Annotated in this window: 24 protein-coding genes and 1 tRNA gene; 14 read left to right on the top strand and 11 right to left on the bottom strand. The window is 57.1% G+C overall.

The window, feature by feature from the left end; translation table 11 throughout:
- Positions 1 to 55 precede the first annotated feature (55 nt).
- Together Q0778_RS07510 and Q0778_RS07505 are read left to right on the top strand one after the other, a co-directional pair.
- Complete coding sequence (locus tag Q0778_RS07510; protein ID WP_298307888.1) at positions 56 to 1,093, top strand: sugar phosphate nucleotidyltransferase; 1,038 nt, start codon at positions 56 to 58, stop codon at positions 1,091 to 1,093.
- Entirely contained in the window at positions 1,093 to 1,929 is an 837-nt protein-coding gene (locus Q0778_RS07505) for a class I mannose-6-phosphate isomerase (protein ID WP_298335193.1), read from the top strand. Before Q0778_RS07510 ends, Q0778_RS07505 begins: the two co-directional genes overlap by 1 nt.
- Before the next feature lie 3 nt (positions 1,930 to 1,932).
- Here the strand turns inward: Q0778_RS07505 and Q0778_RS07500 are convergent, their stop codons facing one another.
- The 5 genes from Q0778_RS07500 to Q0778_RS07480 all read right to left on the bottom strand — a co-directional run bounded on the left by Q0778_RS07500 (position 1,933) and on the right by Q0778_RS07480 (position 7,652).
- The gene (locus Q0778_RS07500) at positions 1,933 to 4,503 is read right to left on the bottom strand and encodes an HWE histidine kinase domain-containing protein (RefSeq protein ID WP_298335191.1); all 2,571 of its coding nucleotides are present in this window, start codon (positions 4,501 to 4,503) and stop codon (positions 1,933 to 1,935) included.
- Positions 4,500 to 5,099, bottom strand: a complete 600-nt coding sequence (locus Q0778_RS07495) for a biliverdin-producing heme oxygenase (protein ID WP_298335189.1) — start codon at positions 5,097 to 5,099, stop codon at positions 4,500 to 4,502. The genes Q0778_RS07500 and Q0778_RS07495 overlap by 4 nt, the downstream gene beginning before the upstream one ends.
- Before the next feature lie 186 nt (positions 5,100 to 5,285).
- Complete coding sequence (locus tag Q0778_RS07490) at positions 5,286 to 5,588, bottom strand: polyhydroxyalkanoic acid system family protein (protein ID WP_298335187.1); 303 nt, start codon at positions 5,586 to 5,588, stop codon at positions 5,286 to 5,288.
- Between the two features lie 2 nt (positions 5,589 to 5,590).
- Positions 5,591 to 6,406, bottom strand: coding sequence for a hypothetical protein (locus Q0778_RS07485; RefSeq protein WP_298335185.1), 816 nt, complete (start codon positions 6,404 to 6,406; stop codon positions 5,591 to 5,593).
- A gap of 13 nt (positions 6,407 to 6,419) precedes the next feature.
- Positions 6,420 to 7,652, bottom strand: a complete 1,233-nt coding sequence (locus Q0778_RS07480; RefSeq protein ID WP_298307907.1) for a toxic anion resistance protein — start codon at positions 7,650 to 7,652, stop codon at positions 6,420 to 6,422.
- Positions 7,653 to 7,848: 196 nt separating this feature from the next.
- On the opposite strand from Q0778_RS07480, the gene Q0778_RS07475 reads away from it, so the two are divergent.
- Positions 7,849 to 9,453 carry a TIGR00341 family protein gene (locus Q0778_RS07475; RefSeq protein WP_298335183.1) on the top strand — a complete coding sequence of 535 codons (1,605 nt, stop codon included), beginning with the start codon at positions 7,849 to 7,851 and terminating at the stop codon, positions 9,451 to 9,453.
- 2 nt (positions 9,454 to 9,455) lie between these two features.
- Positions 9,456 to 10,442, top strand: a complete 987-nt coding sequence (locus tag Q0778_RS07470; RefSeq protein WP_298307913.1) for a hypothetical protein — start codon at positions 9,456 to 9,458, stop codon at positions 10,440 to 10,442.
- Here Q0778_RS07470 and Q0778_RS07465 read toward each other — a convergent pair.
- Positions 10,439 to 12,172, bottom strand: coding sequence for a fatty acyl-AMP ligase (locus Q0778_RS07465; RefSeq protein ID WP_298307916.1), 1,734 nt, complete (start codon positions 12,170 to 12,172; stop codon positions 10,439 to 10,441). The genes Q0778_RS07470 and Q0778_RS07465 overlap by 4 nt on opposite strands.
- Positions 12,173 to 12,352: 180 nt before the next feature.
- On the opposite strand from Q0778_RS07465, the gene Q0778_RS07460 reads away from it, so the two are divergent.
- From Q0778_RS07460 to Q0778_RS07445, 4 genes are all read left to right on the top strand, one after another.
- Positions 12,353 to 12,997, top strand: a complete 645-nt coding sequence (locus tag Q0778_RS07460; protein WP_298335180.1) for a regulatory protein RecX — start codon at positions 12,353 to 12,355, stop codon at positions 12,995 to 12,997.
- Positions 12,998 to 13,004: 7 nt separating this feature from the next.
- Positions 13,005 to 13,520 (top strand): DUF192 domain-containing protein, encoded by a 516-nt coding sequence (locus Q0778_RS07455; RefSeq protein ID WP_298307923.1) that lies wholly within the window; start codon positions 13,005 to 13,007, stop codon positions 13,518 to 13,520.
- Between the two features lie 79 nt (positions 13,521 to 13,599).
- Positions 13,600 to 14,019 carry an NADH:ubiquinone oxidoreductase subunit NDUFA12 gene (locus Q0778_RS07450; protein ID WP_298307926.1) on the top strand — a complete coding sequence of 140 codons (420 nt, stop codon included), beginning with the start codon at positions 13,600 to 13,602 and terminating at the stop codon, positions 14,017 to 14,019.
- Positions 14,020 to 14,038: 19 nt separating this feature from the next.
- A complete protein-coding gene (locus Q0778_RS07445; protein ID WP_298335178.1) occupies positions 14,039 to 14,566 on the top strand; it encodes a DUF2155 domain-containing protein in 528 nt (175 codons plus the stop codon).
- Here Q0778_RS07445 and aat read toward each other — a convergent pair.
- Positions 14,515 to 15,234, bottom strand: coding sequence for a leucyl/phenylalanyl-tRNA--protein transferase (gene aat, locus Q0778_RS07440; RefSeq protein ID WP_298335176.1), 720 nt, complete (start codon positions 15,232 to 15,234; stop codon positions 14,515 to 14,517). The genes Q0778_RS07445 and aat overlap by 52 nt on opposite strands.
- Positions 15,235 to 15,382: 148 nt before the next feature.
- Here aat and Q0778_RS07435 point away from each other — a divergent pair.
- A tRNA-Trp gene (locus tag Q0778_RS07435) sits at positions 15,383 to 15,458 on the top strand.
- Between the two features lie 16 nt (positions 15,459 to 15,474).
- Here Q0778_RS07435 and Q0778_RS07430 read toward each other — a convergent pair.
- Entirely contained in the window at positions 15,475 to 16,716 is a 1,242-nt protein-coding gene (locus Q0778_RS07430) for a PQQ-dependent sugar dehydrogenase (RefSeq protein ID WP_298335174.1), read from the bottom strand.
- 131 nt (positions 16,717 to 16,847) lie between these two features.
- Between Q0778_RS07430 and Q0778_RS07425 the strand changes: the two genes are divergently transcribed.
- Positions 16,848 to 17,294, top strand: coding sequence for a hypothetical protein (locus Q0778_RS07425; RefSeq protein ID WP_298335172.1), 447 nt, complete (start codon positions 16,848 to 16,850; stop codon positions 17,292 to 17,294).
- Positions 17,295 to 17,702: 408 nt separating this feature from the next.
- On the opposite strand, the gene Q0778_RS07420 is transcribed toward Q0778_RS07425, so the two are convergent.
- Positions 17,703 to 19,232: an amino acid carrier protein gene (locus Q0778_RS07420; RefSeq protein ID WP_298335170.1), complete on the bottom strand. Its 1,530-nt coding sequence runs from the start codon at positions 19,230 to 19,232 to the stop codon at positions 17,703 to 17,705.
- 314 nt (positions 19,233 to 19,546) lie between these two features.
- On the opposite strand from Q0778_RS07420, the gene secE reads away from it, so the two are divergent.
- The gene (gene secE, locus Q0778_RS07415; RefSeq protein ID WP_298335168.1) at positions 19,547 to 19,771 is read left to right on the top strand and encodes a preprotein translocase subunit SecE; all 225 of its coding nucleotides are present in this window, start codon (positions 19,547 to 19,549) and stop codon (positions 19,769 to 19,771) included.
- Between the two features lie 66 nt (positions 19,772 to 19,837).
- A complete protein-coding gene (nusG, locus tag Q0778_RS07410; RefSeq protein WP_298307945.1) occupies positions 19,838 to 20,374 on the top strand; it encodes a transcription termination/antitermination protein NusG in 537 nt (178 codons plus the stop codon).
- Here nusG and Q0778_RS07405 read toward each other — a convergent pair.
- On the bottom strand, positions 20,367 to 21,266 hold the full coding sequence (locus Q0778_RS07405) for a LysR family transcriptional regulator (RefSeq protein ID WP_298307948.1): 900 nt from the start codon (positions 21,264 to 21,266) through the stop codon (positions 20,367 to 20,369). The two genes, nusG and Q0778_RS07405, sit on opposite strands and share 8 nt — an antisense overlap.
- A 102-nt stretch (positions 21,267 to 21,368) precedes the next feature.
- On the opposite strand from Q0778_RS07405, the gene Q0778_RS07400 reads away from it, so the two are divergent.
- The gene (locus tag Q0778_RS07400) at positions 21,369 to 22,139 is read left to right on the top strand and encodes an SDR family oxidoreductase (protein WP_298307951.1); all 771 of its coding nucleotides are present in this window, start codon (positions 21,369 to 21,371) and stop codon (positions 22,137 to 22,139) included.
- Between the two features lie 10 nt (positions 22,140 to 22,149).
- Positions 22,150 to 22,350, top strand: a complete 201-nt coding sequence (locus tag Q0778_RS07395; RefSeq protein WP_298307954.1) for a hypothetical protein — start codon at positions 22,150 to 22,152, stop codon at positions 22,348 to 22,350.
- Positions 22,351 to 22,353: 3 nt separating this feature from the next.
- Here the strand turns inward: Q0778_RS07395 and Q0778_RS07390 are convergent, their stop codons facing one another.
- Complete coding sequence (locus Q0778_RS07390) at positions 22,354 to 23,025, bottom strand: PspA/IM30 family protein (RefSeq protein ID WP_298307957.1); 672 nt, start codon at positions 23,023 to 23,025, stop codon at positions 22,354 to 22,356.
- Positions 23,026 to 23,049: the final 24 nt, after the last annotated feature.

The following is a 23,049-nucleotide window of genomic DNA, read 5'->3' as shown; positions in this document are numbered from 1 at the left end:
TCGGGTGCAAGGCTTACGCTAGGGGGTGCGACTGTAATTAGGGAAGACAACAATCGTGATCCATCCAATTATCCTGTGCGGCGGCGGCGGCACTCGTTTGTGGCCGCTGAGCCTTAAAGTCCGTCCCAAACCTTTCCTCCCTTTGACGGGGCAGACAAGCCTGTTCGAACAAGCGACCACGCGGGTCGCGGACGATTCACGCTTTGCCGATCCGATCATTGTAGCAGGCCCTGCTCACCAAGATCTGATCACGCAGCAAATGCGCGGAAGTCCACACAGGTTGATCATTGAACCAGCGGCCAAGAACACCGCACCCGCCATCGCTTTGGCAGCGACCTTACTCGAACCCGACGACATCATGCTGGTATGTCCAAGCGATCACTATATCGCTGCGCCGAAGAGCTTTTGTGAAGCGGCGGTTGCAGCGGGCGAATTGGCTGCGCAAGATTATCTGACTGCTTTTGGGATTACACCAGAACGCCCGGAAACGGGCTATGGCTATATCCGGCAGGGCGATGCATTGGAGGGTGGCTTCGCCATCGCTGAGTTCGTTGAGAAGCCGGATTTGGAGCGCGCGCAAAGGTATCTGGATAGCGGTAGCTACAGCTGGAATGGCGGTATCTTTGCCTTTCGCGCGGGCGCATTCCTTGCAGCGCTTAAAGAGCATCGCCCGGCCATGGCAGGCCTTGTGAAGGCGGCCATCGGAGGTGCTACTCAGGACGGCGCAGTGCTTCATCCTGACGCTCAGAGTTTCTCTGAGATTGACGCAGAGTCGGTCGACTACGCTGTGATGGAAAACTCAACTCGCGCGGCAATGGTGCCAGCTAGCATGGGGTGGTCTGACATAGGCAATTGGGCAGCGCTTCATGACGCATTGGTTGAGCAGGATGACGACGCTCAATCGGGCAATGTCACTCGCGGCGACGTAGACCTTGCCGATTGCGAAGGCGTGCTTGCCATGAGCGATGGCCCTCGCATTTCAGCTGTTGGCCTTGAGGATGTTTGCATCATCGTCGCCAATGGGGAGGTCCTCGTGACGACACGTGATGGTGCACAAAAGGTCGGCAAATTGCCGGGCGCGGTGAATCAGTGATGGCTGGCGCTGCAAGCGGGTCCACAACCGAGCCATTCGTCCGCAAGCTTCCCAAGCGCATGGTCGAAAAGGTGTGGGGACGTGAGGATTTGCCCGCTCCTTTCACCGCGCCTGATGGCCAGCGGATTGGCGAAATCTGGTTCGAGCCCCCTCCTGAACAAAACGACCTCTTGGTCAAATACCTTTTCACCAGTGAGAAGCTCTCAGTCCAGGTTCATCCGGGCGAAGACAACACGCTCGAAGGCGAGGATAGCAAAGAAGAATGCTGGCTGGTGCTTGATGCAGAACCAGGCGCGCAATTGGCGATTGGCTTTGATGCCGAGATCACGCCAGAGGCGATTGGGGCGGCGGCGAAAGACGGCTCCATCAAAGAGCTCCTTACATGGCATGACGTCAAAGCTGGTGACGTATTTCACCTGACACCGGGTACCGTACACGCGATTGGTGCGGGGCTCACGCTGGTCGAAGTCCAGCAGAACAGCGATACCACGTTTCGCCTGTATGATTACGGCCGACCGAGGGAACTTCACCTCGAACGCGCATTGGCGGTGGCCCTCGGTGAGCCCTATCCGGCTGACCTTTCAGGCACAGTAGAAGAGCGCGGCGAGACGCTGATTGATGCCAAGCGCTTTCGTCTTGACCGGGTGGAGGGTGTGCCTGGACCAGCGATGGAAGCTGCCTATCCTGGTACGCTGCAGGTCTTGCCGCTCAAGGGTGTGGTCAAAAGCAAATTAGGCGAAGTCGTGGCCGAAGAGGGCGAGTGCCTCGTCGCTTCTGGGCTTGATGAACTGGATTTCAGCAGGGCCCAGATCACGCTTCTCACCCGCAGCGTCTGACCTTCAACCTGCGCGCTCGCCAAGCAACTCACCTTTGAGCGCGCGAACAATCTCATCCATGCCATAGGGCTTGCGAATAATGGCCTCAGCACCAAGCTCCTCCGCCTCGTTCCCCAATTCGGAATAGCCAGTGGCGATGACAAAACGCACTCCGCGCCTGGCGAGTTCTTCGGCGACTTTGATGCTGGATTCGGTTCTGAGGTTGAAATCAACAATCGCAAAATCGGGCTCGCGCTTCTCGATTGCGGCGAGTGCGCCGCCGACCGTGCTTTCAAGCGTGACCGATTTGACCCCGGCTTCGCGCAGGCTGCCTTCGGTATCGTGGGCGATGATCATATTGTCCTCAACCAAGAGGACGTGCTCAGGAAGCTGCCCGTCCTTTGCCTTGGACTTAAAGCCTATCTCTGGCGCAGCCTGGTGATTCAATGGAGCGTCGACCTCGCCCTGCGACGCTATGAAGCGCGCGGGTACGCGAAACTTCGCTTCGAGACCTGAATCCTTGAAGTCCGATTCCGCTTCACCTTGTAGATCATGAGGGATTAGGCGGGTAATGATAGTCGTGCCAAATCCCTGCCGTGTCGGGGGCTTCACCGGAGGCCCACCGCGCTCAATCCAATCGATCAGCAAATCGCCATTGATCGCCCGGCTGACTTTGACCTCGATGGTCCCCTTGTCGTCGCATAGGCTGCCGTATTTCACCGAATTGGTCACCAACTCGTGCACCACCAAGGCAAGCACCGTATAGGCCTCAGGCTCGATCAGAACGGGATCGCCGACCATTGTGAGGCGATCCTTCTTGCTGCTTACGTACGCTGCGATCTCGCTTTCGATCAGCGAATGAAGCGGGGCGGGGGTCCAGTTCTGGCGGGTGATATTGTCATGGGCGATGGCAAGAGCTGCGATCCGTCCGTCGATGTTTTCAGAAAAATCGGCAATATTGATCGCATCCTTGCCCGACTGCGAAACGAGCGAACGGACCAGGTTCAAGATGTTGCGAACCCGGTGGTTCAGCTCTGCAATCAGCAAATCTTGCTGTTCACGAGCACGTTTAAGCTCGATCGCAACCTCATCGTTCATGCGTAAGACAATTTCCATTAAGGTCGCGCGCAGATTGTTGGCGATCATCAGCTCATCATCGCTCCATTCTGCACTGAGCCCTTCGACAGTCTCTGCCCAGGCGGAAAAGCTGGTGCGCGGTTCAAGCTGATCGCGGCCTTCGATCATCGCCTTCGCCGGGTTTCCAGCCCAATAGTCGGTTTGGGTAAGGGGCTTGCGCCACAGCACGAGATAATCGTTCGCCGAACGTGAGATCGAAAGGATCAATGCACCGGCAACCTTATCCGAAAACTCTGCTGCTTCAGAGATATGTTCAGAAAGCGAGCGAGCGGCCAGAACTGCGCTGTCAGGCGAAGAGCACAATGAGGGCAGCAGTGCGGCAAATTGATCACGATCAGGGCAATCACCGGTCGAGTGATAACCCTCGCCGATCAGAACCGAGGCTCCATCATGTGGGATCAACTCGCCAAGAGCGCCTGCAAACATCTCCAGGTCGTCGACAAATGAAATACCTTCAGCAAGGCGGCGCAACATCTGATCGTGCAATCCTTGCGAGCGGATTCGCAATTTCTCGGTGCGTTCGATCAATATCCGATCAAGCGTCATCGAGAACACATGGCTCAGCATCTCGGCGATGCTGCGCAGCGAATAGGGTACCGTTCTCGGGGTGTCATGATGGCAGGAGATCAGGCCCCACAATTGGCTTCGCCTGACAATCGCAATCGATAGTGAGGCCCTGACGCCCATGTTTTTCATATATTGAACATGGACCGGTGAAAGTGAGCGCAGCACACTCATCGACAGATCAAGCGGGGCATTCTGCTCGTCTGGTGCTGCCTCGATTGGAACAGCTTCAGCTTGGGTATCGGCAATAATGCGAAAGCGATTGCGCACAAAGAGTCGACGCGCTTGCTGCGGAATATCTGTCTTTGGGTAGCGCAGGCCGAGGTACGATACGAGATCGTCTCGCTTTTCTTCAGCAATGACTTCGCCACTTTGATCGCGCCGAAAACGGTAGATCATCACCCGGTCATAACCGAGCAAATCGCGGAGCACCTTTGCCGCCATGCTGCAGAGTTCATCGGTCGATTGCGCGGTCGAGAGCCCACCGATGGCCGGGGTAACACCGGCAAGATGATTCTGGAATGCTGCTGTATCGTGGGGCTCGAACTCGATGATGATCTTGCCGCCAGAAGGATGGATTGCGCAGTCAAACAGAGCGCCATTTCCCAGCAGATCGAGGCCGAATAGCCGCTCGACCGAATCCTCTTTGACGATCTGGTCAAAAGCGGCTTTCAAAGCCATCATAGCATTGCGGGTGAAATTTAGGTCGAGCGGTTGTCCAATCTCAAAAGCATCGCCCGTTCCCAAGACCGTCGAACAGTTCGCGGATCGATGGGTAATTGTCCAGTTCGCATTCACCGCGATCAAGGCACCAAAGCCTTGAATTGCGCTGATGAGGTGGATCGCCTCACGGTCGCATTCAGTCTGATCTTGTCCGGCGGAGAGGAAGTTCATCGTACACCTTCCAATTCGGTTGCCGATTGATTGGCGCGTGCGACATTGAAGAAGTGATCGAACACGCAGATCGCTGCGTGTGAGGCGGCTTCCGTTTGTTCTCGATGAGCAGGCACTTCGACCAGGCTGCGCAAACTGTTCCAGAATTGGCTCATTTCAACGCTGCTCAAGAATTCATGAGGCCACTCAGTCCCCTTGGGCAAAGAGCGCCGCATGTCATGGAGCATTGCGCGGTTGCCAAGCGACGAGCCCGCAAGCACCCATGCCACGCCAATTGCGCTCGCCTCGCCATAGGCGGTCAGCGTGAAAGAGTCTCGTGCCGGAATATTTCGCTTGCCCAGCCGCGACAGATCGCGTGCGAGCAGAGATGTTTGTTCCGGCGGTGTGAGATGCGCAGGTGCATGCTGGGCGAGCCACGCTTCTACTGGGACACGCGCTGCATGTTGCGCACTTAAAAAGCGGGCGTAATCATCGGGCGAGCGCCAATCAGCCGCCGGGCGCATTGAGGCATCAAGGCGGTCGTGCGAGTGCGCGGTTGCGCGGCGCAAATGATCTCGCAAGGTCACCGCTTTCCTGTTCGCGCCCCCTGGCTTCATATTCTATTCTCAATCTCGTCCCGACGATGTCTGACTATTTGGTCAGAAGTATCGTCAATGTATCATGACGGATGCGGGATGTGTAGCCAAGAAGGTAACGGCCAGCCTGACCCCTACGGGCCTGACAGGTTGAACGATGGTTTGTTTGGTTTGAGAGGCTCGGAGCGGCAGGAACGCCTCTCCCTGCTAGCTTTTTTCGAGCAGTTTGCCGCCGTGCTTGCGCACCGCTCGCTCAAGCGTACCGCGCAAGAAACCGAGAATGGCGGGCAGGTCGAGATCGATAACGACCTTGTCGTCGAAAATATCTATGCCGCCATCGATCTGTTGTCCGGCAGCGGTGATGAAAAGGTCCATCCGGTCCTCATGCGGCCAATCGGTCTCGACCGTTGCCATTCCGGGTGGAAAATAGCTGCCAATCTCATGCCCGTGAGCGTGCATCCTGCGACGCACTTCCTCTGCGCCGAGACTGTGTGGCAGCGATACCCGCACGACTAACCAGCTTCTTTCTTAGTTGCTGGAACAACATCAAGCTCTGGAAGAGGGACGCCAGTATCAGGTGATCCGGTCATATCGGCGATCAGATCATCCCCACCAAAGCGGTAATCAAGATAGCGCGATTTGACCGCAAGATCGTCCATCGCCCCTTCGGCCAAACGCCGTGTTACCCGATCAACTTCGCCGGATAGCTTGGTGAGGCTCTCGATTAAGCGTTCATCGGCGGTGGAGCCGGCGTGTTCTTCCTTACGCAAATGTTCGGGAATCTTGCGGTAATTGTCGATCGTCTCAGGGATGTATTCGCCGACGAGATCGCGCACTTCGGACATGGCGGGGTGCGTTTCGTCCATGGTCGCAAGCTGCGCGCCCAGGGCATCCAATTGACCGCCCAACTGTTCGACAATAGAGGCAGCCGCAGGAGGAAGGGCACTGCGCTGGCTTTCAAGCCAAAGCTCGGTGCGAGCGACCATCTGCTTGGGATTGCCCTGCTTCAATTCATGACGCTTGGGAATGTTGACAGTGGGATAGCGCATGAAGATGCCAGCCGCGATGCCCACGGCAAACAGGGTCATGATGATACCCCAAAAGCCGATGCCGCCAATAATGGCTCCGATTACCGAGGCGCTTGCCATGATCGCCAAAAGTGCCGCGCCGAAATAGCCCGCGCGTTTGAGCCATGTCTTGAGCTTCACATTGGCTGAGCCCTGGCCAATCGACTTCGCAGGGCGATGCGTGCCGCCTGACTGCTGAGTCAGAAGCGATTGCTTGGCTGCGCCCAATATTCGATCAGATTCGTGAGTGCTGTCAGACATCAGCTATCCCCGATCAGCTGTCTAATGCCAGCAAGGACGGTTCGGAGGCGACTTTTGATTGCGCTTGGGCCTGACCCTCGGCGCGCGCAATATAGCCTTTGGACTTCTCGACCTCATCAGACAGGACGTTCACTGTCTGCTTCATGCTGTCGAGCGCACGGACTTTGAAATCGTCCACTTCATCCATGGTGTCATAGATGTTCTGGAAAGCGCGCTGGAGCGTCTCAAGCGGAATGGTGCTCGAAGCCGCCTGCTCGTGGATTTGTGCGGTCTGTTCGCGCAGCAGCGTGCTGGTCGAATCGATGATGTCGCTGGTCGTCTGATTGAGCGCGGTGACTTGGCCCAACACGAGCCGCTGATTGGTCATCGCCTGCGCGACGGTCACCGCGGTGCGCAGCGCGCCCACAGTGGTTGTGCTTGCCCGGTCGACACCTTTGACCAGCTCAACATTATTCTTCTTGACCAGATCAAGCGCGAGATAACCTTGAACGCTGACTGCCATTTGCGTGAGCAGGTCCTGTGTGCGCTGACGCACGTAGAACAGCGCGCTTTCGCGCAAAGCCTTGGCTTTTTCCGGATCGCTGGCATCGAGCTCCAACGCCTTGTTCTCAAGCTTCGCATCGAGCGTCTTGGCGATGTGGATCATTTGCTCCAATTCACCCATCGCATCCCACAATTTGGCCCGCTCGGTATCAATCGCAGCGTTGTCGAGATGCAATTCTTTCTTGCCGCTTTCCAGGCGCTCCAGAATGGCCTGAATATGCCCTTGGCTGCTGGTGTAGCTGTCGAAGTAATTCTTGAGCTTGTTGCCAAACGGGATGATGCCGAACAGCCGGCGCGGCTCAAGCAGTTTGCTCTTCTTACCCGGATCGAGGTCCTCAACCGTGCGGCGCAATTCTGCCAAATCACTGCCGACACCGCTATCAGCGTCCATTGCGCGTACAGGGCGGTCAAGGAACCGATTGGAATGGGATGCCGCTGCGCGGATTTGCTCTTGGCCCATACGAGTGATCTGGTCGACCTTTGCGCCAAATTCCGGCGAATTGGCATCGACCGAAATCAAGTCGCTGACAAAGGCATCCGCCTTGGTCTCAAGCTTGGACTTCTGCTCGGTCGAAACCGGGACCAAACCCGCCGCCTTCTCGGGCGCGACATGCGGCACAGGGGCCGGCGGTGTCAGTTCAAAATCGGTTGCCGTCTTGGTGGGTGCTGAAACGTTCAGATCCGGTGTTGTCTCGGTACTCATAGCAAGAAATCGTGGCTCCCTCATTGGCCTTCACAAAGGCAGGCCTGCTTACAATACTGTATTAGGCATCTAAAACACGTTGTTCAAGACTGCCCGTTTCCAGGGGCTTCGTCCATGATTTTACGTGGCGCGACGGTTCTTTCCCGCTTTTGTTTGGCTCGGATTGGAAGTAAATGGCGTGCGAAAAGGAAATCCATTGTCAAATCAAGACGAACATCAAGCTGCCGCTGAGACCGGGCAAGAGGCGGGTTCCGCGCCGGAAGTGGCCGCTGTTCATGGCAAAATTGATAGCGCCGGCGAGGCAGTGATGGCCGCAACGCAAAGCCGGATCGGCTTCATGCGCGTGCTTGCCACCGTTCGCGGATGGTGGCGTGATGAAGTGATCGGAGCAGTTGATCACGAGGACGTGATTGCCAAACGCCGCGACGAATGCGCGATGTCCGAACATTATCTGTTCATGACTGCAATGAGCGCCGGGATCGCGGTTATCGGCCTGTTGCAATCCTCAACCGCCGTGGTCATCGGCGCGATGCTCCTGTCGCCCTTGATGGGTCCGATCATGGGGCTTGGCTTTGCGCTTGGGATAACGGATTATCAATGGCTTAAGCAGTCCTCCCGTTCTCTGTTCTGGGGCAGCGTCATGGCGATTGCCCTGTGTGCCCTGTTGGTGTTCCTGTCCCCGGTGAAGACGATCACGCCGGAAATTGCGGCCCGGACACAGCCCAATCTGTTTGACCTTTTCGTCGCGCTTTTTTCCGGTCTTGCGGGTGCATATGCCATGATCCGCGGGCGCGCAGGGGCGATTGTCGGGGTTGCCATTGCGACCGCGCTGATGCCGCCATTGGCGGTGGTGGGCTTTGGCCTCGCGACGTTTAACTGGACCGTCTTTTCGGGCGCCCTGCTGCTCTACGTGACCAACCTTGTCACCATCGCGCTCACTGCATGGGCGCTGGCCAAGTTGTACGGGTTTCGCGGCAGCCTCAGCCAACGCCAGTCTCAGTTCCAGAATGGCGTAATCATCCTCGTCTTTATCGCTTTGGCAGTGCCGCTGGCACTTTCGCTGCGCACTATTGCTTGGGAAGCCAATGCACAGCGGATCGTCCGCGACGAGATCACGGAAGAATTTGAGGGCGCTGGCCGGTTGTCAGAATTGGACCTCGCTTTTTCTGACGCTTCGGTCGGTGTTTCCGCCACAATGTTCAACCCGGAATTTCGTCCGGAGGCCGATGCCAATATCGCCAGGGCTCTTCGAGTACGCTTGGGCCGCGAGGTTGAGGTTTCCTTGACGCAGGTTCCCACCGGAACCAACTCGGTTGACGCGGAAGAGGCAGAGCTGGCCGCGGTGCGCGCCATTGAGGAGCGCGCAGCCAGTGCTCGGGTTAGCGCGTTGGCCAGCCGGCTGTCGCTTGTCGCTGGCGTTTCGGAAGATGAGGTCACTATCGATGCGGGTCGCCGGCGCGCGACTGTGCGGGCGACCGAGCTCGACGGGGCCAGTCTGTCAGCCTATCGCGCGTTGGAAATGCGAATTGCTGCGACTGAGCCCGATTGGGTGATCGAATTATTGCCACCGATTGGCGATTTGCCAGGCAATATCGCCTTTGAAGAAGATGCCCCTACGGCCGAAGGCGAAGATGCGATCGAGATCGTTGCATGGGCGGCTAAGCGCATTGGCTTGCCTGTCGTACTCGAAGGCTCGGAAGATGATGCAATCAAGGCGGCGGAATTGCTCGCCGAACGCGGTGTTAGTGTGACGGTCGAACCCGGCTCTGGCCCGCTAAGGGCCGAGTGGGGAGGGCGTTAGAGGTGCGTGTTACCAAGCGCCATCTGCGCATCTTGATCATCCTTTGGGTGAGTAACTTCTCCTTGCCAGCAATGGGGCAAACCATTGATCCCCTTACTGCTCGAGTGGAACTTGAGGATGCAGAGCGGTTTGCACTGCTGTTCGAAGATTTTGATGGCGCACCGACCGCTGAGCAGTTGCAGAATCGTTATCTTGAGTTTGGCGGTCGTGCGCTTGAGATATTCACTCCTGGCCGAATCATCAGCGCTCAGAATCTTGCGGCAAAGATTGCAGAAAACCCGGACACTTATCGAGATGCTATTGAGCGATGCCTGCCAATAATCAGGCAAACTGAAGATGAGCTTAGGTCTATCTATCTAGCTTTTCGAGGTCTGCTTCCGGAACAATCTCTGCCGCGGATAGCTGTCGTTTTCGGGGGTTTGAATAGCGGAGGGACGGCGGAGTCTGATATGCAGGTTCTCGGGCTTGAGGTACTGTGCAGCATCGCCGCAGATGAAGCTGCGTTCCGGGCCATTATGCGAACCTTCTATGCGCATGAGACCGTGCACACATTCCAACGCTTTGGCGGGCCGAAGGTCGATGCCGATCCGATGCTGACGGCGGCGATCAACGAAGGCACAGCTGACTATCTGGCGGCGCTAGTGACCGGCACGGTGCCCGACCCGTCCCGCGATGATTGGGCTTCAGCAAATCGGCACTTCGTTTTGCAAGAATTTACGCGCGATCTCGCAAAGGTGCGAGATGCAGGCCTTGATGCTGACTTAAGGAACGCAGCTTTCTTCCGATGGTTTGCAAATGCTGGCTCCTCACCGGAAGGTTGGCCTTCGGAACTTGGCTATTGGGTCGGGATGCAAATCTCCAAAGGATATGTTGAAAATGCACCGGACCGGCGTGCGGCCATTAGAGAACTACTGGCTTTCAATGATCCAGCTGAAATCCTGGCACGCAGCGGTGTGGAATTACCGGTGCTTACAGCTTCTAATCCCTAAGCCGCCAGCTCCAGCGGTACAATCTCGCCCGCAAGGTAGAGCTTTTTCGCCTTGGCGCGGCTCAATTTGCCGGAGCTTGTGCGCGGCAGCGTGCGCGGCGGGACGAGTTCGACCACGCAGCTCATACCCGTGACCGAGCGAACCTTGTCGGAAATCTGCTCGCGCAGTTTTACGCGTTCGACCGGGTCAGACACGCGGCAATGGACCAGGACGGCTGGCGCCTCTTCGCCATTTTCGGTCTCAAGTGCGAAAGCCGCGATATCACCGTGGTTGAAGCCAGGGAGCTGTTCGACAGCCCATTCAATGTCCTGGGGCCAATGGTTCTTGCCATTGATGATGATCATGTCTTTGGCGCGGCCAACGATGAACAGATAGCCATCGGCAGTGTAACCCATATCGCCCGTGTCGAGCCAGCCATCGACGAGGCAATCCTCAGTCGCTTCGACATTGCGGAAATAGGAATGCATGACGCTTGGGCCGCGGCACCAGACCTTGCCGATCTGGTGGTCGCCGCGTGAATCGCCGCTTTCACCGCGGATCTCCACTTCCATATCGGGAAGCGGCTTGCCGCAATTGACAATCGCACGGTAGCGAGCCGGACGACTAAGATCGCGTGGTGTGCCGGATAGGCGTTCTTCTTCGACGAGCTCGACCTTGATCCCTTCGCCCGGCGGCATGACCGTGACAGCAAGGACTGCCTCAGCAAGGCCATAGGATGGGGTGAAGGCAGAGGCTTTGAACCCGGCATCGCTGAAGGCGTTGACAAAGCTCTGCATCACGTCAGGGCGGATCATATCCGCGCCATTGCCAGCAATCCGCCAGCGCGAGAGGTCAAAGCGTTCGGCCACATTGGTCTGGCTGGAGATGCGGCGGGCGCAAATATCATAACCGAAGGTTGGCGAGTAGCTTGCGGTGTTGCCGGGATTGCGGCTGATCATATCGAGCCAGGCAAGCGGGCGGCGCGCGAATGCATCAGGCTTGAGCAGGTCGACAGAAAACTGGTTCGCGACAAGCGAAAGGAAACAACCCACAAGGCCCATATCGTGATACCACGGCAACCAGCTGATACAGCGGTCATTCGTGCTCAGGTTCATCGATTCCGCATGGCCGTACAAATTGTGCAGCAGCGCTTCATGGGTGACCGCGACGCCGGTTGGGAAGCGGGTCGAGCCCGAGGAATATTGCAGATAGCAAATGTCTTGCGGCGAGGCTTTGTTAAGATCGACCTTGGGCGCTTCATATTTGGCAAAATCTTGCCAGCTTATCCCGGAGCACTCCTGCTTTGCCGCAGCCGCGCTAGCCATTTCGCCGATCTCTTCCGGATAGATCAACACCACTGGATCAGCGCTTCGCAATTGAACCGCAAGCTGATCGATATAGCTCTCCTTCCCGCCAAACGATGTCGGCAGAGGCAGCGGTACGGGCCACGCGCCGACATAGACGCAGGCGCAGAACAGCGCGGCAAAGTCCGGCCCTGTCTCCGCGATCAGCGCGACACGATCCTGTGGCTTGATGCCCGCCGCAATCATGCGATAGGCCATCTCAATCGCATCTTCGCGCATTTCCGAATAAGGATAGACGCGTTCGAGCTTCCCACGCATGTCGTGGAAGTTCATGCCCTTCTTGCTTCGGGCGGCATAGTCGATGGCGTCATTAAAGGTCGCGAACTTGGCGCGGATCCTTGGCAATTCACAATCATTCGGCGTCGGCGTCAAAGCGGCGTCGGTCATGGTGTTTGCGGTACCCGTCAGTTGGCGTGCGTGTCCAGCGCACTCAATTCAATCCCCGTTTCTCCATCGCATGGATATATGCTCTGAAGGCCTTTTGTCTTTTCCATTTGATAAGGACTGTGGCACGAATAAGGCGAAATGAAGCCCGAGGGAAGCAAAAGGTCATCAAAACGTAACGAAATGTCGTCTCTTCCCGGGGAAGAGAGCCCGACTTCGGAACGCAAGAAAGCTGTGCGTAAACGAAAAAAGACGCGTCCGCTCGATGAAACGACCTTGCGTGACCTCGCTCTTGCCTATGTTGCGCGCTTCGCCACCACGGGGGCCAAGCTCGAAGGCTATTTGGCGAGAAAGCTGCGTGAGCGGGGCGTTGCCGAAGATGAAGATGGCCGAGTGCAGATGCCTGATGTTGCGGCGCTGGTCACGCGCTTGATCGAACTCGGATATGTCGATGATGAGGCCTATGCCCGCTCCAAAACCCGCGATCTGACCGCTCGTGGCTATGGCGCGAGACGGGTCGAGCAAGCGCTCTGGGCTGCTGGCGTCGACGAGCATACTCGCGAAGAAACCGCGCCCAGCGAGGCTGCAATACGGCGCGCTGCAATCCTGCTTGCCAGGAAGCGCCGGTTTGGGCCCTTTGGCATCGCACCCGAAGACGACGAACCGCCCGAACAATCGCACAAACGCCGCGAGAAACAGGTTGCCGCAATGCTCCGGGCGGGCCACAAATTCGATCACATCGCGTTCATCCTTGATGCGCGAGAGGAAGCTGACATAGAGGAATGGCTCTTGGAAGCTGAAGAGGAAGAGGGCCCCAAAAAATGGTGAAAAGCACATGGTGAGAATTGCAGCAGCACTGGTGGCAATGGCGCTGGTCGCGTGTTCACCCAATGGCACAGCGGCGCAGGAAACCGCTCCTGCTCCGGTCCAACCTATGGAGACCTCGCAGGTCTCAGAGGCGGGCCTGAAACTAATCGATGTAACCATTGTTAGCGGCGAAACACGGCACAGATTTGTGACGGAGCTTGCGGCCTCTCAGGAAGAACAGGCCAAAGGCATGATGTTCCGCACCGAGATGGGCGATGATGAGGGCATGTTGTTCCCGTCCTATTCGCCGCAAGTGCGCAGCTTCTGGATGAAGAACACGCCGCTCCCGCTCGACATTATCTTTATCGGCCCAAACAACCGTATCACCAATATCGAGGCGGGGGTCCCCTATTCGCTTGAGAGCGTGAGATCGCGCGGCTTTTCGATCGCGGTGTTTGAGATTCGTGGGGGCTTGTCAGCTGAGCTTGGCATTGGCGAGGGCGATGAGGTCATTTTCGAACTGCCGGAAGACGCGAGCTTATAGTTTCTTGCGCTTAGGCATGACCTCTATCTTGGCCTAACAGAACAATTCCGCTAACGGCTTCGCTCATGGGAATGACACTATGAGTTTTCTGGGCAAGATCTTCACTTGGTGGGACGGCGCGACGCTTGGCACGCATTGGTGGTCCACCCGCGTTGGCGGCGAGCATGTTGGCACCGATGCGGAAGGCAACAAATACTACCGTTCTAAAGGCACCGGCGGACCCAACACGGGATCCTACACGCAAAAAGAGCGGCGCTGGGTGATCTATAACGGCACCAATGACGCAAGCCGCGTGCCGAGCGAGTGGCACGGCTGGCTCCACGGCGCATTTGAGGATGTGCCCGAAAGCCACCTTCCCCCTGCCAAGGTGTGGGAGGTCGACTACACGCCCAACGCGACCGGCACGCCCAATGCCTATCTGCCTCAAGGCATGATCGAGCGCGGAGGCAAGCGCGCCAAAGCCGATGGCGATTATGAGGCGTGGTCCCCCGAGGGCTGAGCTTCAGGACAAGCATTCCATGCGTTTCATGATCCGCAAGCACACTCTCGTCCTTCCGCTGCTGGCTGCTTTTGCGCTGGGCGGATGCGATGCGGCGAGTTCGCTTATGGGATCGGACGATGAAGGGGATGCGGATGAGCAGAGTGCGGCTGAGACCAACACCCCGTCGCAATCCACCGATGCTGCTTTGGCCGAAGCGCAAGCGTTAGACGGCGTCACGCCCATGGCAGAACGTGTTGCCACTGTTGGCCTCCTCAACAAGCGCAACAATGTGAGCCAGGACTTTGAGCTTCGCCCCGGTGAAAGCGTCGAAGAGGGCCCCGTCATCGTCCGCCTTGATGCATGCGAGCGCACCGCGCCTTTTGAATTCCCTCAGGAAATCGGTGCTTTCGTGCAAGTCGACGTGCTGGAACGCGGGCAAAGCGAGCACACGCGCGTCTTTTCAGGCTGGCTGTTCAAGGAAAACCCCAGTCTAAACGTAGTCGAGCATCCCATCTACGATGTTTGGGTCAAGGATTGCGCGATGCGCTTTCCCGGAGAAGAATGACGCGAAGAGTGGGCGTCAGGCTCGGTCTGCTGATCCGCAAAGTGCGAAAACGCATCTGCCAAGTTTAGATCGGGCTTCCCGCGTGCTCTTCCGACCAGCTCCAGATAGGCCCTTTGCTGCATCTCGACCGCACCCATGCTCGCCAGGTGATCGGTCATAAACTGACAGTCGAGTAGTTTGAAACCGGCCTCATTCAAGCATGCGACCAGCCAGCACAGGGCCACCTTGCTGGCATTGTCGGCAAGGCTGAACATACTCTCCCCGCAGAACACCGAATCGAACGAAACGCCGTACAGCCCGCCCACTAGTCGCAGGCCGTTCTCACCATCGTGCTCCCAGCATTCGATCGAATGGGCATGACCCGCTGCGTGCAGTGCCTTGTAGCTTTCGACGATGCGCCCGCTGATCCAGCTTTCGGGATGGCCCGGACGCGGCGCGGCGCAGGCACGCATCACCGCTTCAAAATCCCGATTGAGTGTGATCGTGAACCGGTCGCTGCGCAGCACTTTGCGCAAGGATTTGGAGACGTGCAGGCTTTCGAGAGGAATGATCGCCCTTTCGCGCGGTTCGACCCAGAAAATCTCCTCGTCCTCGCGATTGTCCGCCATCGGGAAAATCCCGCTGCGATAGGCCAGCAGCAATGTTTCAACTGGAACAGGTGTTCGCATGGGCGAATGCATAATGGTCGGCCACTATCAGTGTGAAGTCCGTGCGTCAGTACGGATTCGACAATCGGAGCGAGAAACGCGGCCCGAGATTGCGCAAGAGGGCGCTTGCCTAATACCAAAGGGCGTTATAAAGGCCCCTCTCTCGCGTAGGGGCGTAGCTCAGTTGGTAGAGCGTCGGTCTCCAAAACCGAAGGTCCAGAGTTCGAGTCTCTGTGCCCCTGCCATTTTCCCAGATGTTGATTATTCCGGCGGTTCCGTCTCTTCCGCTTCATCTGTTGCGGGCTGTTCCCAGCCTTGCGGTTTGATCCGCAGTATGCGGCTGGTGTCGCTTCCTTCTTCGGTCAACAGATAGAGCATTCCATCGGGTCCAGTGCGCACGTCCCTAAAGCGCACGCCGAGCTCTCCGAACAGCTCTTGCTGCGTGCCCAACGAGCCATCTGCGTTCATATCAATATGCCGCACATGCTGGAGTGCCAGGGCCGAGATAAACAGGTCGTCCTGCCAATCGGGGAAGGCTTCACCAGCATACTGAGCAAAGCCGGAAGGCGCGATGGAAGGGGTGAAGTGAACCAGCGATTGCTCGGTTCCCTCCAGCGCTTCAAACGGAGAAACCCGTCCACCCGAATAATCGAGCGCATAGGTCACTGTGGGCCAGCCGTAATTGGCGCCGCGTTTGATCTCATTGACCTCATCTCCGCCTGCGGGGCCATGCTCATTTTCAAGCACGCGGCCGTCTGCTGCTAGGATGATCCCTTGCGGATTGCGATGGCCGTAGGACCAGATTTCAGGGAGTGCGCCTTCTTGGTTCACAAACGGGTTGTCCGCTGGAACCGAGCCATCGGCATTGAGGCGAATGATCTTGCCGAAGTGGTTGTCGAGCTTCTGCGCTTCCTCGCGGAAGTGGAACGCATCGCCGGTCGGCATCAGCAGTGAGCCATCGGGCAAGAAGGCAATCCGCGCGCCGTAATGATTTCCTTGAACGCGCGAAGGCGTTGCTTGGAACAGTTGCTCGCCATTGGTGAGTTCGCCGTCGGCATAGGTGAAACGCATCAGAAAATGCGTGTTCTCGCCGTTCTCCACCTTTCCCGCATAGGAGATGTAGATTTGGCTATTCTCTGCAAAATCAGGGTGGAGCGCCACGTCGAACAGCCCCGCCTGCATCCCGTCACCGTGGTGTACAGGAGGGAAATCACCGTTTTGGTTGAAGTCATATATGGTCTTCTCTGACCCGTCTGCGCTGACCAAGAGCAGTGCCCCCGTACGCTCAGTCACCAGCATGTCGCCATCGGAAAGGAAGGCGAGCGACCATGGGTGGTCGAGCCCCGCGGCGAGTGTCTCCACCTCGTAATTGATTGGGCCTGCATCAACGCGTCCAGCAAGCACGCTGGTTTTGTCGCCAGTCGGCGAAGCGCCCTGATCCGCGCACGATGCGAGAGCAAGCGCTGCTGCTGCCAAAGCGAGAGTGGTGGTAAATGCACGCATTCTAGTTTCCCCGAGGAGCATCATTCTTGGGTGCGCTTATCAGGCTCTCGGCGCGATTTGTCCACCGCGGTGCGCGGGGCTTGATTGCAAGCACGAACCTTCTAGTTTGCTGCGACAAGTCGGAGAGAAAGATGAAGCGTTTTGCCCGTTGGATTGGTGCACTGATCGTCGCAGCCCTTGGTACTTATGTGATCGCGGTGATTGCGAATTCGCAATTCGTCATTGGTGCGCACAATGTGCCGGTGAGTTTCTCTGACCGGCTCAGCATGACCGCCTTCGATGTTTCCAATATGTATCTCTATCTGGCGATCATTCTGGTGGCTTTGATTCTTGGGTTTGCGGTTGCCGCTTTGATGAAACGCTTTCTGCCGAGCCTCTCCAGCGTTGCCTATCCAATAGCGGGTGCTGCGGCCCTCGGCCTGATTTTGGGCCTCATGTATATACAGTTTCAGACTGTCCCGATCAGCGGTGCACGTTCGGGATTAGGATTTGCCTCGCAGGTAGTTGCAGGTGGCATTGGTGGATGGATTTTTGCGAAAGTGCTGGGGACCCGCGAGGCAGTATCGAAAGCGCTCTAACGCCCGCACCTCTCAATACCTACGCAATTTTCCGAATGTGGCAATTTGCACATCGTGCAAGCTGTTCCTGAGTCATCCTCCTCTTCGAGCCAAGCGGCTTGAGGACAATGGCATTGGGCAAAGATATCTCTTCTGGCCTGATGATGATCGTACTGGGGGGTAAGATCATATCTCAATGTCTTTGCGTCGCTGCTCGCGGCCCGACGCTTGGAGCAGTCTAACAGCGTCCCGCGTGTGAGGCTCTGCCACAGGAGCAATGGCCTATGGCAGAGCCTTCACAATGGTGCACGAGCCTTCCGTGGCTCGACAGCTGCTGGGCCGCAATTCATTGGGGGGACCCGTATCCGGGTGTTGGGAGCGTTCTTGCGAGTAGAACGCTCCCATTTCCGTTTTTAGAGCTACCTAGAGTTAATATTCTTCAGGCGGCTCAGGCGTCTCTGCCTTATGCGTTGGGCCTGCATCACGGATGCCTTGGGCCAGCTTGAACACCACGCCTGAGAGCAGCAGCAGCGCAATAAGGTTTGGCAAAGCCATCGCTGCATTGGAGATATCGCCCATGCGCCATACGGTGGTGAGGTCTGCGCTTGCGCCGATGTAGATCACAACGCACCACAGGACGCGCCAGATGAGGTGGATGATCTTCTCACCGCCCTCAGTTGCGCCCGGGATACGGTCGTAGATGAATGTGATCGCACGCTCGCCATAGTAACTCCAGGTAAGGAGCGTGGTGAACACGAAAACGATAAGCGCAATACTGGCGATCAGAGTACCGATTGCGATGCCGCCCACTTGAAGCGGGAAGGCGGCCGCAAAGGCGCCTGATGTCATAGCAAAGCCTTGAAGGTCGCTCTCCCAAGCGTGCTTCACAGCCTGTCCGCCTCCGGTGAAATCCCCTTGAACGGTCAGGATTACCAAAGCCGTCATCGTACAGATCACGATGGTGTCGATGAAACAGCCCAGCATCGCCATGCGGCCTTGCTGCTCTGGGTCATTGGTTTGAGCCACCGCGTGCGCGATTGGGGTCGAACCTTGGCCGCTTTCGTTTGAGAACAGACCGCGGGCAACACCTGCGCGAATGGCGATGATGATCATTGCACCTGTAAAACCGCCGGTGGCTGCTGCCGGGTTAAACGCATGGTAGAAGATCAGTTGGAAGGTCGCCGGAATGTCCGCGATGTTAAGGATCAGTGCCAGCAAAGCCATCAGGATGTAAGCGCCCGCCATGAAGGGTATGACCTTCTCCGCGACTGAGCCGATCGACTTAATCCCACCGATAATGACGATGAATACCGCCACAGCGACAATCGCGCCGCCAATGGCTTCTTCAATGCCAAACAGTTCGTTGAGGCCATCGGCCACAGCGTTTGCCTGGATTGAATTGCCAGTGATGACCGCTGAGAACAGCGTGCCGAGGCAGAACAGGATCGCAAGCCAGGTCCACTTCGGTCCAAGACCCATCATGATATAGGTCATCGGACCGCCGCGCCATGCGCCTTCTGTCGTTCTTTCGCGGTATCGGATTGCAAGCGAACCCTCAGCAAAGGCCAAGGCCATTCCAATCAGCGCCGTAATCCACATCCAGAAAATCGCGCCCGGCCCGCCAAGGGCAAGTGCGGTGGCAACCCCTGCAAGGTTACCTGTGCCGACTTGTCCCGAGAGTGCGGTTGAAAGCGCGGCGAAGGGAGAAATCTCGCCGTCACCTTCGCTCTTGCGGCTCTTGAACAAGCCGGCAAAAGCACTGCCCAGATTGCGCAGCGGGTAAAATTTGAGGCCGACCATGATGTAGAGGCCAATGCCCAAAAGGATGATGACCATGGGCGGGAACGGAATGATCTCCGCCCCATTCCAAGTGCCGCCCCAGATAAAGTCCGAGACATTGACGACGCGATCAGCAAAGCTGACGCCAAGTGTCGCCAGCGCAGTTTCAGGTGCTGCCATCTGTAAGAAATCCCCGTTTTGCTTCCCGTGAGCGCCGCGTTCGCTTTCTTCCAGTAAGCTTTCGGACGCAGTTGAATTGGTGACACGCTATCGTCGTGATGCGCGGCTGGCTAGGGAATAATGTTGCGGAGGCGTGAAATAGCTGCTCGTGGGCGATCGGCACTCTTGCCATTGGTGTTGAATCGCCCTATTTGCCGGGTCACTTCCGAAATCGGTAGCAAGCATAGCCCCTCTGGACCTTGTTCCAGACGGCGATGAGCCCTACCTGAAAGACGGAAAAATCGTAATTCACGCGTAGCGGAAAGATTAGGCATATGGCTGAGGCACCCAAGGCTCAGGACAAAAAGCGCAAAACCTCGATTCCAGAATTTGTGAATCAGGTGCGCACCGAAACCAGCAAGGTGGTTTGGCCCACCCGCGAAGAGACGGTTCGCACTGCGATCTTCGTCTTCATTTTCATGGTGGTGCTCGCGCTGTTTTTCTTCGGTGTCGACAGTCTGTTCAATGCCGTCGTCAACTTCTTGTTGACCCTCGCATAGCCGTAAACTTTCTGCTGACGCTCGCCTAAGTTTGGCGCTCAAGCGCTTTTTCAAGGACAATCACACATGTCTCGCTGGTACATCATCCACGCTTATTCCGGGTTTGAAAACAAGGTCAAAGAAGCGATCCTCGCCGAAGCCGACCGTCTTGGTCTGACAGAGGGCGTTGAGGAAATCGAAGTTCCAACTGAGACTGTGACCGAGGTTAAACGCGGCAAAAAGGTGCAGGTCGAGCGTAAGTTTATGCCGGGCTATGTGCTCGCCAAGCTGCGCATGAACGATGACATTTATCACCTTGTCAAAAACACGCCGAAGGTGACGGGCTTCCTTGGCAACAACAACAAGCCCCAACCGATCAGCGAACGCGAAGCAGCGCGCTATTTCGGCGGTGTGGAAGAAGCAAAGGCTGCTCCGAAGCAAGACATCCACGTCGATTACGAAATTGGCGATCAGGTGAAAGTGCTCGATGGGCCATTCGCGAGCTTCAACGGCGTGGTTGAAGAGCTCGACTTCGACAAGGCGAAGGTCAAGGTTTCGGTCTCGATCTTTGGCCGTGCGACGCCGGTTGAGCTCGACTTTGAACAGGTTGAGCTGGTTAAGTAAGACTGCTCACAGCTTCGGTCAGAAAGTCAGCAAAAGCACGTGTTTTGCGCGGGACTAGGCGGCTGCTCGGATAGACGAGCCATAGATCGCTTGTCTCAAGCGTCCCTGTGACACGCCACTCGGGCAGGACTTCGACCAGGCGACCAGCGGCGAGGTCTTCTGCAATCATCCAGTCGGCGAGCAGGCTGTAGCCAGCTCCAGCGATTGCGGCTTCGCGCACGACCAAGGCGTTGCTGGCGGTAATCGCAGGTTCGACAGGGACGTGCACAGTCTCGTCGCCTCGGGCGAAGGTCCAATTGCTGCGAAACTCTCCGAAAGAGAAGGATACAAGCGGACGCTGCGAGAGCTGCGCTGGGTTTTCAAGCCGAGGCTGGTTTTCGAGCAAACTGGGACTCGCCACTAACCGGTAAGACGCGCTCAGCAATCGCCGCGCGATCAGCGAGCTGTCCTCCATTGCGCCATGTCGGATTGCCACATCGATTTGGTTCTCGATCAGATTGACCCGCTGATCCGACAGGGCCAATTCGACCCTCACTTCGGGATAGGCCTCGGTAAAACGCGCAAGCATTGGTGCAATGATTATGCGAGCGAAAGCGATCGAGGCGGTTACGCGCAGCAATCCACGCGGCTCACGGTCTTCTCCGCTGATTGAAGCACGCAAGTCCTCCCAATCTTCGATCAGAGGTGCAGCTTTCTCGTAGAGACGAAGTCCCGCATCGGTCGGTTGCATCGCGCGGGTGGTTCGTTGGAAGAGCCGTGCGCCTAACTCTGCTTCAAGGCCCGCGATTGTGCGAGAGATCGATGAAGGCGCTGTGCCAAGCTCTTCTGCCGCCGCCGAGAAGCTCTTGAGCCGCCAAACGGTGAGGAATGCCTGAAGCTGATGACTATCCATTAATGCGAAAATTGCATAAATGAATTGTCGTGAACAGGCTTTATTGCGTCAGATAGTGATGAGAAATGGGCTGCGCAAAGTTAAAGTGAACAGGTGACCCCAATGAATGACCTTACCGGAAAAACCGTAATCATCACCGGCGCGAGCAGCGGAATTGGCGAAGCTTGTGCTGACCTGATGGCCGAGCTTGGCGCAAATCTCATGCTCCTTGCCCGGCGCGCAGAGCGGCTAGAGACCATCGCCAAGCGTCTTCGAGAGGTAGGTGCACGGGTTGAAACTTCGGTTTGCGACGTGGCGGTGCGCGCTCAAGTCGATGCCGCGTTTGAAAAGGCGATTGGGCACTTTGGGCGCGTCGATATTCTCGTCAACAATGCGGGTACCATGACGCCAATCGGGCACCTAGGCGAGGTCGACCCGGACCTTTGGGCCGACGCAATCGACATCAATGTGAAGGGCGTGTTCAACGCTATGCGCGCTGGGCTCCCGCCTATGCTCGAACAGGGCGCGGGCACGATCATCAATATGAGCTCAGGCGCGGTAAACAGCGCTCTTGAAGGGTGGAGCCATTATTGCGCAAGCAAGGCGGCGGCTCGGAAACTCACAGAAGTTGGGCACAAGGAATATGGATCGCGCGGGATCACGATTGTCGGCCTTAGCCCCGGGACCGTTGCAACGCCGATGATGGACCAGATCCGCGAATCCGGCATGAACCCGGTGAGCCAGCTGGATCCAAGCGTGCATATTCCGCCCGAATGGGCTGCGCGCGCTGTGGTGTTCCTGTGCGGCGACGGCGGTCGCCAATTCGCCGGAACCGACTTCTCGATCAAGACCGAGGAAGGGCGCGCTCTGGTCGGTCTCCCTCCGCTCGGTTAGAATTGCCAAGATGAAAACCACCCCGCGCATCTGCACTCGCAAAAAACGCTTCGCCACCCGCGAGGCGGCGGAGGAAGTCGCGGCGCGCGCGGATGTCACTTTGCGCGCCTATAAATGCGAGCTGTGCCATCAATACCACCTCACCAGCCGGACCAAGGGCATGAAGACCCCGGTCCATGAGCTGGCTGGCAGACTGAATGACCTGACCTAAGGCCTACTTGGATTTGCGGCGCGCGCTTTTCTTAGGTGCGGGGCCGCCTCGAAGTGCATCGAGCTCTTCCTGTACTGCCCGTTCGCGGCGCATTTCTTCGATGTCACGGCTGACGGCCACCTCACTGATGCTGGGCGAAACATCGTCGGTCGCAAATTCAGCGCGGCGTTGAAGTTTTGAGATCTTATCGAGACGCTTGTCGGTTTTCGAGTGAGCGGACGAACCGCAGATTCCGTCGCTGCCATCGGCTGCAAGCTGATCGGCGCTGCGTTGGCGCACATCCTCCCGCTTGATGTTGAGTTCCTCAACCGCTTTCGAAATCGATTCGAGTTCGGACTTTGCAGTTTTGAGGTTTTGTTCGGTGTTGTCCAAAAGCTGGCGGCAGTCTTCGCGTGCCAAGAGCGCCTGGCGAGCCAGCGCTTCGTCACCGGCATCCATAGCCACCTTTGCCTGATCTCCCCAATCCGCCTCGCGGAACTGGGTCTGGTATCGCCGGGCTTCAAGATCAGCCAAGCGCTGCTCAGCTTTGCGCTTATCACTTTCGAGAGCGATGATCGAAGCCTCAATTTCGCGCTGCAAGTTGTGCAACAGCTTTGAAGGATTGGCGGCCGATTCTACCAGCGCTGTCACATTGCTGGAAACGATATCTTTGAGTTGAATTGCAGCGCGCAGCACGAGTTTCTCCCTTTGTCTGATTAC

This window comes from uncultured Erythrobacter sp., assembly GCF_947502395.1.
Taxonomy (GTDB): Bacteria; Pseudomonadota; Alphaproteobacteria; order Sphingomonadales; family Sphingomonadaceae; genus Erythrobacter.
This window is presented reverse-complemented; position numbering and strand designations above follow the sequence as displayed.

What these genes read in the sequence shown, in the direction of transcription:
- Q0778_RS07505 (WP_298335193.1), top strand. Translation starts at nt 1,093, where the DNA reads ATGGCTGGCGCTGCAAGCGGGTCCACAACCGAGCCATTCGTCCGCAAG.
- secE (WP_298335168.1), top strand. Translation starts at nt 19,547, where the DNA reads ATGGCTGAGGCACCCAAGGCTCAGGACAAAAAGCGCAAAACCTCGATT.
- nusG (WP_298307945.1), top strand. Translation starts at nt 19,838, where the DNA reads ATGTCTCGCTGGTACATCATCCACGCTTATTCCGGGTTTGAAAACAAG.
- Q0778_RS07485 (WP_298335185.1), bottom strand. Translation starts at nt 6,406, where the DNA reads ATGTCTGACAGCACTCACGAATCTGATCGAATATTGGGCGCAGCCAAG.
- Q0778_RS07400 (WP_298307951.1), top strand. Translation starts at nt 21,369, where the DNA reads ATGAATGACCTTACCGGAAAAACCGTAATCATCACCGGCGCGAGCAGC.
- Q0778_RS07430 (WP_298335174.1), bottom strand. Translation starts at nt 16,716, where the DNA reads ATGCGTGCATTTACCACCACTCTCGCTTTGGCAGCAGCAGCGCTTGCT.
- Q0778_RS07450 (WP_298307926.1), top strand. Translation starts at nt 13,600, where the DNA reads ATGAGTTTTCTGGGCAAGATCTTCACTTGGTGGGACGGCGCGACGCTT.
- Q0778_RS07465 (WP_298307916.1), bottom strand. Translation starts at nt 12,172, where the DNA reads ATGACCGACGCCGCTTTGACGCCGACGCCGAATGATTGTGAATTGCCA.
- Q0778_RS07500 (WP_298335191.1), bottom strand. Translation starts at nt 4,503, where the DNA reads ATGAACTTCCTCTCCGCCGGACAAGATCAGACTGAATGCGACCGTGAG.
- Q0778_RS07495 (WP_298335189.1), bottom strand. Translation starts at nt 5,099, where the DNA reads ATGAAGCCAGGGGGCGCGAACAGGAAAGCGGTGACCTTGCGAGATCAT.
- aat (WP_298335176.1), bottom strand. Translation starts at nt 15,234, where the DNA reads ATGCGAACACCTGTTCCAGTTGAAACATTGCTGCTGGCCTATCGCAGC.
- Q0778_RS07405 (WP_298307948.1), bottom strand. Translation starts at nt 21,266, where the DNA reads ATGGATAGTCATCAGCTTCAGGCATTCCTCACCGTTTGGCGGCTCAAG.
- Q0778_RS07420 (WP_298335170.1), bottom strand. Translation starts at nt 19,232, where the DNA reads ATGGCAGCACCTGAAACTGCGCTGGCGACACTTGGCGTCAGCTTTGCT.
- Q0778_RS07425 (WP_298335172.1), top strand. Translation starts at nt 16,848, where the DNA reads ATGAAGCGTTTTGCCCGTTGGATTGGTGCACTGATCGTCGCAGCCCTT.
- Q0778_RS07480 (WP_298307907.1), bottom strand. Translation starts at nt 7,652, where the DNA reads ATGAGTACCGAGACAACACCGGATCTGAACGTTTCAGCACCCACCAAG.
- Q0778_RS07395 (WP_298307954.1), top strand. Translation starts at nt 22,150, where the DNA reads ATGAAAACCACCCCGCGCATCTGCACTCGCAAAAAACGCTTCGCCACC.
- Q0778_RS07455 (WP_298307923.1), top strand. Translation starts at nt 13,005, where the DNA reads ATGGTGAGAATTGCAGCAGCACTGGTGGCAATGGCGCTGGTCGCGTGT.
- Q0778_RS07460 (WP_298335180.1), top strand. Translation starts at nt 12,353, where the DNA reads ATGTCGTCTCTTCCCGGGGAAGAGAGCCCGACTTCGGAACGCAAGAAA.
- Q0778_RS07445 (WP_298335178.1), top strand. Translation starts at nt 14,039, where the DNA reads ATGCGTTTCATGATCCGCAAGCACACTCTCGTCCTTCCGCTGCTGGCT.